Annotated in this window: 14 protein-coding genes; 8 read left to right on the forward strand and 6 right to left on the reverse strand. The window is 67.9% G+C overall.

All coding sequences use genetic code 11. The annotated features are described in order from the left end of the window. Nucleotides 1–37: 37 nt before the first annotated feature. Entirely contained in the window at nt 38–1549 is a 1512-nt protein-coding gene (locus tag GGR90_RS01860) for a M28 family peptidase (protein WP_245198356.1), read from the reverse strand. A gap of 92 nt (nt 1550–1641) precedes the next feature. Further along, a complete protein-coding gene (locus GGR90_RS01865) occupies nt 1642–2478 on the reverse strand; it encodes an HpcH/HpaI aldolase/citrate lyase family protein (protein WP_167918948.1) in 837 nt (278 codons plus the stop codon). Between the two features lie 81 nt (nt 2479–2559). Here GGR90_RS01865 and GGR90_RS01870 point away from each other — a divergent pair, with 81 nt between their 5' ends. Both GGR90_RS01870 and GGR90_RS01875 read left to right on the forward strand, forming a co-directional pair. Next, nucleotides 2560–3471: an SPFH domain-containing protein gene (locus GGR90_RS01870; RefSeq protein ID WP_167918950.1), complete on the forward strand. Its 912-nt coding sequence runs from the start codon at nt 2560–2562 to the stop codon at nt 3469–3471. Nucleotide 3472: 1 nt separating this feature from the next. Next, nucleotides 3473–3919 carry an NfeD family protein gene (locus GGR90_RS01875; protein ID WP_167918952.1) on the forward strand — a complete coding sequence of 149 codons (447 nt, stop codon included), beginning with the start codon at nt 3473–3475 and terminating at the stop codon, nt 3917–3919. On the opposite strand, the gene GGR90_RS01880 is transcribed toward GGR90_RS01875, so the two are convergent. The 3 genes from GGR90_RS01880 to GGR90_RS01890 form a co-directional block, all read right to left on the reverse strand. Next, nucleotides 3916–4446, reverse strand: coding sequence for a GNAT family N-acetyltransferase (locus GGR90_RS01880; RefSeq protein ID WP_167918954.1), 531 nt, complete (start codon nt 4444–4446; stop codon nt 3916–3918). The genes GGR90_RS01875 and GGR90_RS01880 overlap by 4 nt on opposite strands. Nucleotides 4447–4477: 31 nt before the next feature. After that, the gene (locus GGR90_RS01885; RefSeq protein ID WP_167918956.1) at nt 4478–5038 is read right to left on the reverse strand and encodes a hypothetical protein; all 561 of its coding nucleotides are present in this window, start codon (nt 5036–5038) and stop codon (nt 4478–4480) included. A gap of 134 nt (nt 5039–5172) precedes the next feature. Further along, on the reverse strand, nt 5173–6063 hold the full coding sequence (locus GGR90_RS01890) for a metal-dependent hydrolase (protein ID WP_167918958.1): 891 nt from the start codon (nt 6061–6063) through the stop codon (nt 5173–5175). A gap of 58 nt (nt 6064–6121) precedes the next feature. On the opposite strand from GGR90_RS01890, the gene GGR90_RS01895 reads away from it, so the two are divergent. From GGR90_RS01895 to GGR90_RS01905, 3 genes are all read left to right on the forward strand, one after another. Next, on the forward strand, nt 6122–6730 hold the full coding sequence (locus GGR90_RS01895) for a TetR/AcrR family transcriptional regulator (RefSeq protein WP_167918960.1): 609 nt from the start codon (nt 6122–6124) through the stop codon (nt 6728–6730). A 172-nt stretch (nt 6731–6902) separates the two neighbouring features. Further along, nucleotides 6903–7943 (forward strand): GTPase ObgE, encoded by a 1041-nt coding sequence (gene obgE / locus GGR90_RS01900; RefSeq protein ID WP_167918962.1) that lies wholly within the window; start codon nt 6903–6905, stop codon nt 7941–7943. A 155-nt stretch (nt 7944–8098) separates the two neighbouring features. Further along, nucleotides 8099–8881 carry a MipA/OmpV family protein gene (locus GGR90_RS01905; protein WP_167918964.1) on the forward strand — a complete coding sequence of 261 codons (783 nt, stop codon included), beginning with the start codon at nt 8099–8101 and terminating at the stop codon, nt 8879–8881. Nucleotides 8882–8909: 28 nt separating this feature from the next. Here GGR90_RS01905 and GGR90_RS01910 read toward each other — a convergent pair whose 3' ends face one another. Then, nucleotides 8910–10073: a helix-turn-helix transcriptional regulator gene (locus GGR90_RS01910; protein ID WP_167918966.1), complete on the reverse strand. Its 1164-nt coding sequence runs from the start codon at nt 10071–10073 to the stop codon at nt 8910–8912. Between the two features lie 543 nt (nt 10074–10616). Here GGR90_RS01910 and proB point away from each other — a divergent pair. The 3 genes from proB to sppA all read left to right on the forward strand — a co-directional run bounded on the left by proB (nt 10617) and on the right by sppA (nt 14806). Next, entirely contained in the window at nt 10617–11723 is a 1107-nt protein-coding gene (proB, locus tag GGR90_RS01915; RefSeq protein WP_167918968.1) for a glutamate 5-kinase, read from the forward strand. A 17-nt stretch (nt 11724–11740) separates the two neighbouring features. Continuing rightward, entirely contained in the window at nt 11741–12637 is an 897-nt protein-coding gene (locus tag GGR90_RS01920) for an NAD-dependent epimerase/dehydratase family protein (protein ID WP_167918970.1), read from the forward strand. Nucleotides 12638–12820: 183 nt separating this feature from the next. Then, entirely contained in the window at nt 12821–14806 is a 1986-nt protein-coding gene (sppA, locus tag GGR90_RS01925) for a signal peptide peptidase SppA (RefSeq protein ID WP_167918973.1), read from the forward strand. Nucleotides 14807–14878 lie beyond the last annotated feature (72 nt).

The following is a 14878-nucleotide window of genomic DNA, read 5'->3' on the forward strand; positions in this document are numbered from 1 at the left end:
GATGGGTTCCCGCCTTCGCGGGAACACACGTTCCTTTTTATTCGGGTTCGCCCTTCCACCGCTTCGTATCGGCAAACGCCCGCCCCAGCGCGACATGCAGGTCGGCATCCTCCGCCGCGCCGCCAAGCGGGATATTGTCGGAGAAATTGTCCGCCGGGCGATGATAATCGCTGCCGAGGAAGGCTTCGAGCAGCTTCATATCCGAGAAGCTGCCGCCGACCATCAGCGAGGTGACGCCCTTCGCCCCCAGCGCCCAGCCGTCCTGCCGCTGGATGAAGGCATCGGCCTCGCCATCCTCGTCGAGCGTGCGGCCGAGCTTGGTCGCCACGTCACGCACCACCGCGTCATAGGCGGGCTTGCCGCGCCCGATCGTCGCGACCGGCGTGCCGCGCGGCGAAATCGCGATTGTGTCGACATTGAGCGCGACGGTGATGTCGGACAGCGGCACGACCGGATGATCGGCGAAATAACGCGCGCCGAGCAGGCCCTTTTCCTCCGCCGTCGTCGCCATGAAATAAATGTCGCGATCGGGCCGTGCCCCCTTGCCCAGCCGCTTCGCGACCTCGATCAGCACCGCGATCCCGCTCGCATTGTCGACCGCGCCGTTGCAGATGCGGTCGGTCTCGCCCTCGGGCGCGCAGATGCCGAGATGGTCCCAATGGCCGAGGAAGAGCACCGCCTTGCCGTCGGGCTTGGCACCCGGCAGCTTGCCGATGATATTGTGGCTGGCAAAGGGGCGGACGGACGACCCTGCGGTGAAGTCCGCGGTCACCGGCAGCGCGGCACCCTTATAGTCGGGCGATTTGGCGGCCTCGCGCAGCGCGGCGCCATCCTGTCCCGCCGCCTTGAGCAGCGCATCGCCGGCTTCGGGCGAGAGGAAGCCGCTGACCGGCGCGCCCGACTTTGCGCTGGCGAGGCGCACATATTTGCCGCCGAGGCTTTCGCGCAGCGCCGGCCACGGCACCGCACCGTTGGAAATCACCAGCACCGCCGACGCACCCGCATCGGCGAGCATCTGCCGCCGCTCGCGATAGCGCGGCAGCTTGTCGCCGAAGGGTGCATTGTCGAACAACATGATGGCAAGCTTGCCCCTGACGTCGGCATTGACCTTGCCGGCGCCGTCGATGCCATAGCCGACAAAGAGCGCGGGCACGTCGGCGAGCGCGACCGACGCATCGCGTCCGGTCACGATGATGCCCTCGTCACCGCCCAGCGCGAGATCGCGGCCCGCTGCCCGGAACTTCGCGGTGCCGCCGGTCGCCTGCGTCTCGACGAAAGGCACCGGCTGAAGCCACGGCGTCATGCTCTCCGGCACGGGTTCGAGCCCGGCCTTCGCCCATTCGCCGACGACATAGGCGATCGTGCGGTCCTCACCATCAGTGCCCGGAGCGCGTCCTTCGAACGCGTCGTCCGCCAGTATCTTGATATGCGCGGCCAGCTCGGCCTCGGTGACCGGGGCATCGCCCTTGGCGGGCGCGGCCGCGACGGCGGGGGCGAAGGAAAGCAGGGCGACAGCCGCGATCGCGGCGCGGAAGGAGGCGGTTCTCATGGACGCGCCGCATGGCATGTCCGCGACATCCCGGCAAGGCGGTTCGTCGAACGACGAACGGCGGGTCCCCTCCCGCAAGCGGGAGGGGAGATTCAAGCGCGCCCCGCCCGCTCGAGCAAAGCCCGCGCCGCCGCGACGTGCATATCCTCGATCATCCGCCCTTCGTGCCGCTGCGCGCCGCCGGTTGCCGCGGCGACGAGCGCCTCGGCCGCCGCGATCTCGCGCGCCGATGGCGCGAAGGCGGTATTGCACGGACCCACCTGCGACGGGTGAATCAGCGTCTTGCCGTCGAAGCCGAGCCGCCGCCCTTCGGCGGCTTCATTCGCGAAACCCGCACCGTCGTCGATCGTATTGTAAACGCCGTCGAAGCACCACACCCCGCCCGCGCGCGCCGCGAGTATGATCGCCTGGATCGCATGGCTCATCGCGCCGCGGTCCATGCCGTCGGGCAGCTTCAACTCGTGCGCCAAGTCATTGAGCCCGGCGATCAGCCCCGCCACCGCCGTGTCGGCGGCGATCTCACGCGCCGCATAAATAGCCGCCGGCGTCTCGATCATCGCGAGGACCGGCAGGCCAAGGCCGCGCAGCGGGTCGAGATCGGACGGCGCATCGACCTTCGGCAGCACCACGGCGTCGAGCGTCAGGCCGGCAATCGCCGCGACATCGTCCGCCTGCTCGGCGCTGCCCGTCGCATTCACCCGCACCGCGACGCGCTTGCCGGGAAAGCCCGCAGTCACCGCCGCGCGCATCGCCGCGCGCATCGCCGCGCGCGCCTCCGTCTTGCGGTCGGCTGGCACGGCATCTTCCAGGTCGATGATCAGCATGTCGGCGGCAAGCCCGCCCGCCTTTTCGAGCGCACGCGCGTTCGATCCGGGAACATACAGCAGCGAGCGCGGCGCATAGCCGGCTGGATAGTCACTTGGGGTCATGCGCTTTTCTGTGGCGCAACCCCGCCGTTGCCGCAATAAGGAAGCGGGTTTGCAAAGATGCAATTGCAGAGGGGATGATCGATGGAATTCGCACTCGCACTGGTGGTTCTGGCGCTGGTGTTCCTGATCTGGGCGCTGACGCCCGTGCGGCAGGGCTTTGCCTATACGATCGAACGCTTCGGCCGCTACACGCACACCGCGCAGCCCGGGCTCAACTTCATCATGCCGATCTTCGACCGCGTCGGTCGCAAGGTGAACATGATGGAACAGGTGCTCGACATCCCGGGGCAGGAAATCATCACCAAGGACAATGCGATGGTCGCGGTCGACGGCGTCGTCTTTTTCCAGGTGCTCGACGCCGCGAAAGCCGCCTATGAGGTCAGCGATCTCTATCTCGCGATTATGAACCTGACGACCACCAACCTGCGCACCGTGATGGGGTCGATGGACCTCGACGAAACGCTGTCGAAACGCGACGAGATCAACACGCGGCTGCTCCACGTCGTCGACGATGCGACGACGCCATGGGGGGTCAAGATCACCCGCGTCGAGATCAAGGACATCCGTCCGCCCGCCGATATTTCGAACGCGATGGCGCGCCAGATGAAGGCCGAGCGCGAGAAGCGCGCCAACATCCTCGAAGCCGAAGGCATGCGCGCCTCCGAAATCCTGCGCGCCGAGGGCGAGAAGCAGGGCCAGATCCTGCAGGCCGAGGGCCGCCGCGAGGCCGCGTTCCGCGACGCCGAAGCCCGCGAACGCGAAGCCGAGGCCGAAGCCAAGGCGACGCAGATGGTGTCGGACGCGATCGCGAGCGGCAACGCGCAGGCGATCAATTACTTCATCGCGCAAAAATATGTCGAAGCGGTCAGCCAGTTCGCGACCAGCCCGAACGCGAAGACGATCCTCTTCCCGGTCGAGGCGACGCAGTTGATCGGCACGCTGGGCGGCATCGGCGAACTCGCCAGGGACGCGCTCGAACGCAAGGGAGCCTGACATGCCCGACTGGCTGGCCAACATGGAACCGCATTGGGCGTGGCTGTCGCTCGGCGTGCTGCTTGCGGCGGCCGAGATCGTCGCGCCGGGCTTCTTCCTCATCTGGGTCGGCGCCGCGGCGGTCGTCACCGGCGTCATCGCGTGGGTCGTGCCGCTCAGCGTCCCGCTCCAGCTCGGCATTTTCGCGGCGCTGTCCTTCGTTGCGCTCTATGGCGGGCGCCGCTGGCTGAAAGCGAATCCGATCACGACGACCGACCCGCACCTCAATCAGCGCGGCGGCCGCCTCGTCGGCGAGGTGCTGACGGTGACCAAAGCGATCGAGGACGGCCGCGGCCGCGCCAAGGTCGGCGACGGCGAATGGCCGGTGCGCGGCCCCGACGTGGCCGAAGGCACCAAGGTCCGCGTCGTCAGCGCCGACGGCGGCGTGCTGGTGGTCGAGCCGGCCTAGCCACCCCGCGGCCGCGAATAGATCGCCACCACATGCCCCAGCGCGTCGCTGTCGCCGATGCGCCGGAAACCGAGCTTCGCCGCCACCCGCTCCGACGCGTCATTGCCGAGGTCGATGATGCAGCGCACGTCGCCCGCATCGAGGTTCGCATCGGCCCAGCCGAGCGCCGCGGTCATCGCCTCGGTCGCATAGCCCGCGCCCCAGTGATCGGCGTCGAACGCCCAGCCCGCCTCGGGTCGCCCTTCGAGTTCGGGGATGCCGCGGCAGAAATAGCTGAGCCCCCCCATGCCGATCAGCGCGTCGCTCGCCCGGTCGGCGAACACCCAGTAACCGAACCCCATCACCGGCCACAGCCCCGCCGAGCTCAGGAACTTGCCCCAGCTGACATCGGGCGCGCGCGGTTCGCCGCCGATGAAGCGCGTGACGCGCGCGTCGGCCCACATCGCGATATGAACGTCCTTGTCGGCAAGGCGTCCGGGGCGCAGGCGCAGGCGGTCGGTTTCGATTGTGGGAGGTGCGGTGAACATCGCCCCGCTGTGCCGAAGCGCGGCAAGCCGGTCAATCGGGGTCGAGATAATGATCGAACAGGTCGTGCAGAACCGCTGTGCCGTCGACCTGCCGCTTCGCGCGCAAAACGCCCAGCCCGTCGACTCGCGCCAGCACCTCCACATGGCGCAGTATGGCATGATAATGCGGCTCGCTGTTGAAATCGCGGAACAGGAAGACGCAGTCGGGCTTGCAGTGAATGATCGCCTGCAACAGGCAGGCGACCCGGAAACGCCCGGCGATCGACACCGCGTCGGGGCTGCCGCCCATGCCGCGCCAGATATGGCTGTGATAGCGCGGCCAGTCGCGGATGCGGCTTTCGCCGGCGGGATAGCCCCCCTCGCCCACCGGTCCGACGTCGATGTGGACGGGGGTGAATTCGACCGCTTCGCGCGCCACCTCGGCCTGTATCCGGCCGAGCCGGGCGGGATCGCCATCGACGCTGACGATCCGCCGCACCTGCCGCGCCGCGACCAGCGTGGCTTCGCCGCAACCGAATTCGAGCAGCGAAGCCAGCCCCGCAAGCTGCAGCTCGATCTGCGCGATTTCGGCGGCGGTTAGATGTGGTCGCATGGTCCCCTCCCCACGCGCTCAGCGATATGGGACGGGCGCCGCGGCGTCCAGCCGCGATCGACACATTATCGCCGCGAAGGCGGGCTCCCGGAGAGGGGAGAGAGAAGACCGCTCCGGGCGCCCGCCTTCGCGGGTCAGGCTGCCGCAGCAGCCAGCTCGGGTTTCGATGAATGCGCCGGCATGATCGCGTCGGCATAGTCGCTTTCATATTTGCCGATCAGCGCCCGGTCGTCGTGGTTCCACGGATGAAAGCCCGGCATGAAATAGGAAAGCCAGGGAAAGAAGCTCTTGCGCAGCACGCCCGGCGTGCCGAGCAGATACCACCAGATGCGCGCCGTGACGCGCCAGCCGGTCAGCCCGTCCTGTTTGAGCAGCGCCTTCATCCCCTTGACGCGCTTGGGCCAGAAACGCGAGGTGACGAGCAGCATCATCACCGCCTTGGCGCGCCAGCGCCGGAAGCGGCTCCAGTCCTTCGTCGCGTGCAGCCAGGTGTCGTAAGCGACGCCCTTATGCTCGATCTCCTCGATCGCGTGCCATTTCCACAAGGCGGCCCATTCGGGCTCGGCGCCCGCGTACATGCTGTCTTCGCGCAGCATCACCGCCGCCATCATCGCGGTATAATGTTCGAGCGCGATCGTCGCCATCAGGTTGACGATCTGCGGCCGCGTCTTGATCAGGTCGAGCACCTGATTGACGTCATCCTCGAGTTCCGAAAGATCATAGCCCGCCTCGGCCGCCTTCTTGTTGAAGACGACATGCTCGCGGCTGTGGATCACTTCCTGCTGGGTAAAGGCCCGGATTTCGCGCGCCAGCTTTTCGGGAACGCCGTCGCGGTGCGCCTTCACCGCCTCGATGAACATCGCCTCGCCGCGCGGAAAGGTCACCGACAAGGCGGTGTGAAAGGTCGAGGCGATCGGATCGCCGTTCAGCCACCAGCGCCCCTGCCGGTCGTCGCGGCCGAAACGCATATCGCGCGGGGTGATCGAAAGATCGGCGGGGGTCGGCGACCGGGAAAGGCTGGACATATGGTTCATACCGTCGAAAAGGGTTGCTGGGGCCAGAAAATAGGGTTTACTTACACATATGTCAATAGTGAAGAAGCGTTTGAGTCCCGAGGAAAGCCGGTCGGCGGCGCTCGAGGCCGCGCGTCACATCCTCATCGAAATGGGGCCGGCGGCGGTGACTTTGAAAGCCGTCGCGGCGCGGATCGACCGCACCCACGCCAACCTGCTCCACCATTTCGGCAGCGCCGCCGGGCTGCAAAAGGCGCTCGCCGCCTATCAGGCCGAAACCGTGTGCGCGACGATCGGCCGGAAAATGGCCGAATCGCCGCCCGGCGAACGCAACGTCCGCGAGATCGTCGATTTGGCCTTCGACGCCTTTAATGAGGGCGGCGCGGGGGCGCTCGCGACCTGGATGGCGGCGACCGGCAATGACGATGCGCTCGACCCGATCGTCGATGCGATCCACCGCCTGATCGACGGTATGGCCCCCGACGCGCATGAAAAACGCCTGATGCACGAAGACACGCTCGCGCTCGTGCTGATGGCATTGGGCGACGCCCAACTCGGCGGACCGATGGCCGAGGCGCTCGGCCTGCCGCGCGACACCTCGCGCGTGCTCGCGACCGAACTCATCACCGGGCGCATCGCGAAATTCTGGGCCGAACATGGCGGAAAGCCAGGCGCCTAAGCCGCTGGCAATTTTATTGCGCACACGCTAAGACGCCGCCTTCCCCAAGCTCCGTTCGCATCGAGCGAAGTCGAGATGCCCCTCGGCCGTGCACCCCGATGGGTGTCTCGACTTCGCTCGACACGAACGGAACTTGATGTGTAATCAAGTTTACGCCCTAAAGGCCCCCGCCATGCACTTTCTCGACCAAGCCAAGATTTTCATCAAGTCCGGCGACGGCGGCCCCGGCGCGGTGTCGTTCCGGCGTGAGAAATATATCGAATATGGCGGCCCCGACGGCGGCAACGGCGGCAAGGGCGGCGACATCATTTTCGAAGCGGTCGCGGGTCTCAACACGCTGATCGACTTTCGCTACACCCAGCATTTCAAGGCGAAGCGCGGCACCCCCGGCGCGGGTCGCGATCGCACCGGCGCGGGCGGCCCCGATCTCGTCATTCAGGTGCCGATCGGCACCCAGATCCTCGACGATGACGAGGAGCGCAGCCTGCTCGCCGACCTCACCAAGGAAGGCGAGCGGCTCGTCTTCCTGCGCGGCGGCGACGGCGGGCGCGGCAACGCCAGCTACAAGACTTCGACCAACCGCGCGCCGCGCCAGCACGGCCCCGGCTGGCCGGGCGAGGAAATGTGGGTGTGGCTGCGGCTGAAACTGCTCGCCGACGCCGGTCTCGTCGGCCTGCCCAACGCCGGCAAGTCGACCTTCATCAACGGCGTGAGCAACGCGCAGGCCAAGGTCGGCGCCTATGCCTTCACAACGCTCCGCCCCCAGCTCGGCGTCGTCAGCCACAAGGGGCATGAATTCGTCGTCGCCGACATCCCGGGGTTGATCGCGGGCGCCGCCGAAGGTGCCGGGGTCGGCGACCGCTTCCTCGGCCATATCGAGCGTTGCCGCGTCCTCCTCCACCTCGTCGACGCCAATGACGAGGATGTCGCGACCAGCTATCGCATCGTCCGCGACGAGCTCGAAGCCTATGGCGCCGACCTCCTCGACAAGCCGGTGATCGTCGCGCTCAACAAGATCGACACGCTCGACGACGAATTGATCGCGGCGCTCTCCGCCGAGCTCGAAGCCGAAAGCGGCCGTCCGGTGATGGCGCTGTCGGGCGCGAGCGGCGCGGGCGTGCCCGCGGTGCTCGACACGCTGCTCGAGGCGATCGGCCATCCCGAACCCGGCGCGGACGAAGGCGACGAAGCGAGCGGCTGGTCGCCGGTTTGATACTTCCGTCATCCCGGCGAAAGCCGGGATCTCGCCGGTGCGTTATCCCGACAGGGTGAAATCCCGGCCTTCGCCGCGATGACCGGGAATTCAGGTTCGATACGAGGAACGAACAGCGCCGCAGAGAATTTCATGCGGAACAACAAGGATTTCGCATGACCGAACGCAACCGGCTTCCCGCCCTGCTCCTCATCGCGCTCGCCGCTGCCGCCGTCCCGGCGAATGCGCAGGAAGGCGGAGAAACCGCCGAGAAACGCACCCGCATCATCCTCGGCCCACAGCTGTCGCCGTCGTGGCCGGGCGCGGACAAGTTCGGCGTCGGTCCCTATATCGACGTCTCGCGCACCCGCGAAGGCGCGTTCGAATATGAAGCGCCCGACGAAAGCTTCGGCCAGCCGCTCGTTCATGCCGGCAACTTCGCTTTCGGCCCCGCCTTCGGCTTCATCGGCAAGCGCAAGGCGTCGGACATCGGCGCCGACCTGCCCAAGGTCGGTTTCACCGTCGAAGCGGGCGGCTTTGCGCAAGCCTACCTGACGCCTTCGCTCCGCGTCCGCGCCGAAGGACGCAAGGGCCTCAGCGGTCACAAGGGCTGGGTCGGCGAAATCAGCGCCGACTATATCGCACGGCAAGGCGACGACTGGCTCTTCTCGATCGGCCCGCGCGTCACGCTCGGCGACGCCAAATACCATCGCGCCTATTTCGGCGTGACGCCTGCGTCCGCGACCACCTCGGGTCTCGCCGCTTACGACCCCGGCGGCGGCGTCCAGTCGGTCGGCGTCACCGCCGGCTACCACCGCATGCTCGGCAAAAATTGGGGCATCGCACTCTATGGCCGCTACGACCGGCTCGTCGGCGATGCGGCGGATTCGCCGATCACGCGCGAACTCGGCTCGCGCAGCCAGCCGTCGGCGGGCATCGCGCTCAGCTACACCTTCTGAGGCGCCCGCCAGTTAACGGGAAGCGGCCCTAACCGTCGCCCGGTGCCGGCAGCCTGGCGAGCAGCGCCACGAGCTGCGCCTGGCTGTTCGCGCCGGTCTTGCGGAAAATACCTTTCAAAAGAAAGCGCACGGCATTCAGGCTGACGGCGCGCAACGCGGCATAATCCTGCAACGTATCGCCCGCGGCGAGCGCGACCGCGAGCCGCGCTTCGGCCGGGGTGAGGCCGAACCATTGCGCGACGCGATCGATCTCGACCACCGGGGTTTCGCCGGGCGAGCTGCCGAGCGTGACGATCAGCGACGCGCCGAGGCGGACGCCGCCGAGTTGCTGCGCCGACTGCCGCGTCACCCGCGCGACGAGCACCGGGCACTCGCGGTCCGCATCACCCACCGCCTGGAAGGCGAGACCGGCAGGCTCAGGACTTTTGACGAGGTCGAGCAGCCGTTTCTGGCTCGGCGGATGGGTGAGGGCGAAGCGGTTCTGCGCGGTGCGGATGAATCCCGCGCGTTCATAGCGCCCGGCCCGCGCGTTGGCGGCGAGGATATTGAGCTGGTCGTCGAGGCTGAAGATCGCGAAGGGGGCGGCATCGGCTGCGATGCGCGCGGCGCCGGTGGCGAGTTCGAGCGTCGCGATCCGGTCGCTGATCCGCATCGCGCGCTGCATATGCGGCGCGAGGACGCGCAGCCCGCGCTTCAACCGTTCGACGTCGCGATCGCCCGGGCCGGGCAGCATCAGCCCCAGCCGCTCGCCCCCGCGCCGATCGAGCAGCACCGCGACCAGCCGGTCGATTCCCCAAGGTTGCAGGAAGTTGCGAAAGAATTCGGTTTCGGCGAATTCCCCGCGCGCCATGATGTCGAAACTGTCGACGACGCTGCCATTGCCATAGCGCATCAGCTTGCGCGACCAGGCATGGTGGCCGGCATAGACCGCCGCATAGATTTCCTGCACCCCCGCGGCGAGGCCCGTTGCGGCGACGAAGCGCGCGCTCGGCGGATTGCTGCTTTCCCAGAGGATGAAAGCGGCCTCCCAGCTCAAGGGACAAAGCGTGCCGGTGATGCGCGCGAGGGTTTCGTTCCAGCTTTCGGGATGCAGCACCGAATCATAGATTTCGCCGATCAGCGCGTTGAGCACTTCCCATTCGGCGGGTGCATTATGGTCGGTCGGAAAGTTCGGTCGCGGGTCGCTCTGCATGCACTTCCCCCAAAGAAGATACGCAGCGTCCGCATTTGACGGGACCACAACCGCGATGGCAAGCGCAATGCGACAAAATGAAAAAATCGGCTCCCTACCCGAATGGGTAGCGAAACAATGGAGCGAATCGGCGATGAAGGACCCGCGACCCGAGGAAGGTGGAACCAAGGCCATCTTGCTCTCTTGAAGTCCGCCGGCTTGCCGGCGGACTTCATTTTTGGGGGTCAACGGATTGGCCGGATTCGGCCGGTAGCGGCCATCCTCTTCATCGCAAGCTAACGTCGTCGATCCACCCCGAAACCGACATCCACGTTCAGCCAAAAAAAATCGCTGTCCTACATTATCGCGCGCGCATAACCTTCGCCTCGCCATGCACGCTCGACGCCCAGCCGCACCGCACGTCCGCCCGATCACCCGATCGCCAACAGGTATCATTATACCGAAGGGGAACGACAAGTTTGACAACTTCGGAATAAAATTGCGCGAACGCGGCCGCGGACATTCGCATTGGCGGCGCGCGCGCATCGCGCTATCGGCGGCGCCATGAGCCTGTTTCCGCCCGCCACCTGTCCCCGGCTGATCGTCAAGATCGGATCGGCGCTGCTCGTCGATCCGTCGGGCGCGGTGCGGCGCGACTGGCTCGCCGGGATCGCCGCCGACATCGGCGAACGCACGCGCGCGGGCCAGCAGGTCGCGGTCGTCTCGTCGGGCGCGATCGCGCTCGGTGCGCGGCGGCTGGGGCTTGCGAAAGGAGGCCGCGGGACGCTCGAGGATGCGCAGGCCGCCGCGGCGACCGGGCAGATCGCGCTGAGCCAGGTCTGGGCCGAGGTGCTCGGCGCCGAAGGGCTGACCGCGGCGCAGATGCTCGTGACGCTGGACGATCTCGAACATCGCCGCCGCTACCTCAATGCCGCCGCGACGCTCGACCGGTTGCTCAGTCTCGGCGTCGTGCCGATCATCAACGAGAATGACAGCGTCGCGACCGAGGAAATCCGCTTCGGCGACAACGACCGCCTCGCCGCGCGCGTCGCGCAGGCCGCGGCGGCGGGCGGCGTCATCCTGCTCTCCGACATCGACGGCCTCTACGACCGCAACCCGGCGCAGGACGGCGCCGTTCACATCGCACGCGTCGAACGCATCGACGCCGCCGTCGAGGCGATGGCCGACGCCGGTTCGGCGTCGGGCATGGGATCGGGCGGCATGGTATCGAAGATCGCGGCGGCGCGCATCGCCAATGCGGCTGGCGCGCATCTCGCGATCGCGTCGGGGCGGATCGACCGGCCGCTATCGACCGAAGCACGGCACACGCTGTTCGCTGCCGAACGCGGCGCGAGCGCGCGCAAGGCATGGCTCGCGGGCGGGCTGACCGCGAAGGGCCGGGTCGAGATCGACGCCGGCGCCGCCAAGGCGCTGCAGGGCGGCGCGAGCCTGCTCGCGGCGGGCGTGACCGCGCTCAGCGGCAGCTTCGCGCGCGGCGACATCCTCGACATCGCGGGGCCCGACGGGCGCGTCATCGCGCGCGGCCTCTCCGAATATCCGGGCGCCGACGCCGCGAACATCGTCGGCCTCGGCCGCGACGCGCAGGAAGCGGCGCTCGGCTATGCCCCCAGAAGCGCAATGGTCCACCGCGACCATATGGTGCTCCTCTGACCTCGCCCATCCTTGCCATGACCGGCGCGACCGGCTTCGTCGGCGGCGCGACGATGCGGCAAGCGGTCGCTGCGGGCTGGCACGTCCGCGCCCTCACCCGCCGGCCGCAACCCGAACGCGGCGGCGTGACGTGGATCGCGGGGGCGCTCGACGACAAGGACAGCCTGGCGGAGATGGCGAAAGGCGCCGACGCCGTCATGCACATCGCGGGCGTCGTCAACGTGCCCACCCGCGCCGCTTTCGAGGCGGGGAACGCCACCGCGACCGCCCATGTCATCGATGCCGCACGCGGCGCCGGCGTGACGCGCTTCGTCCACGTCTCCTCGCTCGCGGCGCGCGAACCCGGCCTCTCCAACTATGGCTGGTCGAAGGAACGCGCCGAGGCCGTCGTGAAGGACAGCGGGCTCGACTGGACGATCGTGCGCCCGCCCGCGGTCTTCGGCCCCGGCGATACCGAAATGCTCGACCTGTTCCGCATGGCGCGGCGCGGCATCGCGCTGGTGCCGAACGGGCGCATGTCGGCGATCTACGTCGACGAACTCGCGCGGCTGCTCGTCACGCTCGCCGCCGACCGCACCGTCAGCATCGGGCAGATTTACGAGCCCGACGACGGCAAGCCCACCGGCTGGTCACACCGCGGCTTTGCCCGCGCCGTCGCGCGCGCCGTCGGGCGGCAGCGGCTGTCGACGCTCGCCACCCCGGCATTGCTGCTCAAAGCGGGCGGGCGGCTCGACACGTTCGTCCGCCGCGGCCGCGCCAAGCTGACCCCCGACCGCGCGCGCTATATCGCGCACCCCGACTGGGTCGCGACCGAAGGCAAATGCCCCCCCGCCGAGCTGTGGCGTCCCGAACTGGATGCCGACGAGGCGCTCGCCGAAACGGTGCGCTGGTATCGCCGCAAGGGGTGGCTGTGACACACCCAAGTTCCGTTCGCATCGAGCGAAGTCGAGACACCCCCGACGGCAAGCGCCTAGCCGATGGGCATCTCGACTTCGCTCGATGCGAATGGATTGTTGTGACGCCATCCATGGATGTCCATCGCCCGCCCGTCGAAGCGTGCATTGCCAAGGGCGAGGCGCGTCCCTAGGTTTGCGGGCATGACCGATAGCACCGCGACCACGCCCAACGACCCCGCCGGCCCCTGGGCCATCCCCGTGCGCCGCCCGCTGCCCGGCGACGACAAGCGCAAATCCACGACCAGCTTTCCGCGCAAGGTCTGGCACCTGCTCGTCGGGATCAAGGACGCGCTCGCGCTGATCTGTCTGCTGCTCTTCTTCGTGGCGCTGTTCGGCCTGCTCGCCGGGCGCCCCAATGCGGGCCTTCCGGTCAGCAAGGGCGCGCTCGTCATCGAACTCGACGGCATCGTCAGCGAACAGCCCGCCGAAGTCGACCCGGTCGCGGCGCTGTCGGGCGGCGCCCGGCTCAAGGAGGTCCGCGTTCGCGACGTCGTCCACGCGCTGGAAGTCGCCGCCGACGACAGCCGTGTGACCTCGGTCGTGCTCGACCTCGACCGCTTCCTCGGCGGCGGGCAGGTCTCGCTCGCCGAGATCGGCGCCGCGATCGACAAGGTGCGCGCGAAGAAAAAGCCCGTGCTCGCCTTCGCCACCGCCTATACCACCGACAGCTATCAGATCGCGTCGCACGCGAGCGAAATCTGGGCCGACGGCATCGGCGGCGTCGCGATCGCGGGCCCGGGCGGGTCGCGCCTCTATTACAAGGGGCTGATCGACCGGCTCGGCGTCACCGCGCACATCTATCGCGTCGGCACCTTCAAGAGCGCGGTCGAACCCTTCCTGCGCAGCGACCAGTCGCCCGAAGCCAAAGAGGCGAACCTCGCCTACGCCGGCGTCCTCTGGGAAAACTGGCTGACCGACGTCAAGAAGGCGCGCCCCGCCGCCAAGATCGATGCCTTCATCGCCGACACCGCGGGCGCGGTGAAGGCGGCGGGCAATGATCTGTCGAAAGCGTCGCTCGACGCCGGCCTGATCGACAAGCTCGGCAGCCGCATGGCGTTCAATCGCCGCGTCGCCGAAATCAGCGGCACTGCGGACGAAAGCAAGCCGTGGGAATATAATGCGATCCCGCTCGAAAACTGGGTCGCCGCCAATCCGCCCGAAACGAATGGCAGCGCGATCGCGGTCGTCCCCGTCGTCGGCGAGATCGTCGATGGCGAGGCGCCGAGCGGCGTCGCGGGCGGCGAAACCATCGCGCAGCACATCCTCGACGCAGCCGCCGACAGCAGCATCAAGGCGATCGTGCTGCGCGTCGATTCGCCCGGCGGGTCGGTGCTCGCGTCGGAGGAAATCCGTCAGGCGCTGCTCGCCGCCAAGGCGAAGAAGCTGCCGATCGTCGTCTCGATGGCGAATGTCGCGGCGTCGGGCGGCTATTGGGTCTCGACCCCCGCCGACCGCATCTTCGCCGAGCCCGAGACGATCACCGGTTCGATCGGCGTGTTCGGCATCCTGCCGAGCTTCGATCAGGCGCTCGCCAAGATCGGCGTCACCGCCGACGGCATCGCGACGACGCCGCTGTCGGGCCAGCCCGACGTGTTCGGCGGGGTGAACGACGAGTTCAACGCGCTGGCGCAGGCAAGCGTCGAGGACATTTACGCGCGCTTCACCGGCCTTGTCGCCAAGAGCCGCAAGCAGCCGCTCGACAAGATATTACCCATCGCCGAAGGGCGCGTCTGGGCCGGCGGCACCGCGCGCCAGATCGGCCTCGTCGACCAGTTCGGCGGCCTCCCCGACGCGCTCGCCGCCGCGGCGAAGCTCGCCAAGATCGACGGCGATTTCCACGCCAAATATTTCGAGGACGAGCCGAGCGAATTTTCGAAGCTGCTCGCGAGCTGGTCGGGCACCGAAGAGGAGCAGGCGGCGGCGCTCCCGCGCGGCTGGTTCGGCATCGCGGCGATGAACCGCCAGCTTACCGAACGGCGGCTGGTGCAGGATCTGACGATGCTGACGCGGACGGGTTCGGTGCAGGCCTCGTGCCTCGACTGCCGCGCCTACCTCCCCGCCGTGCCACGGCCAGGAACGGCCGAGGCGAAGGGTTTCCTCGCAACGATGGCGATGCTGCTCCGCTGACCCGCCCCTCCCGCTTGCGGGAGGGGAGACACGCTTGCACCCATCCCCCGCCCCCGCTATGCCCGCTTGACG

Source organism: Sphingopyxis italica, from assembly GCF_011926545.1.
Classification (GTDB): Bacteria; Pseudomonadota; Alphaproteobacteria; order Sphingomonadales; family Sphingomonadaceae; genus Sphingopyxis; species Sphingopyxis italica.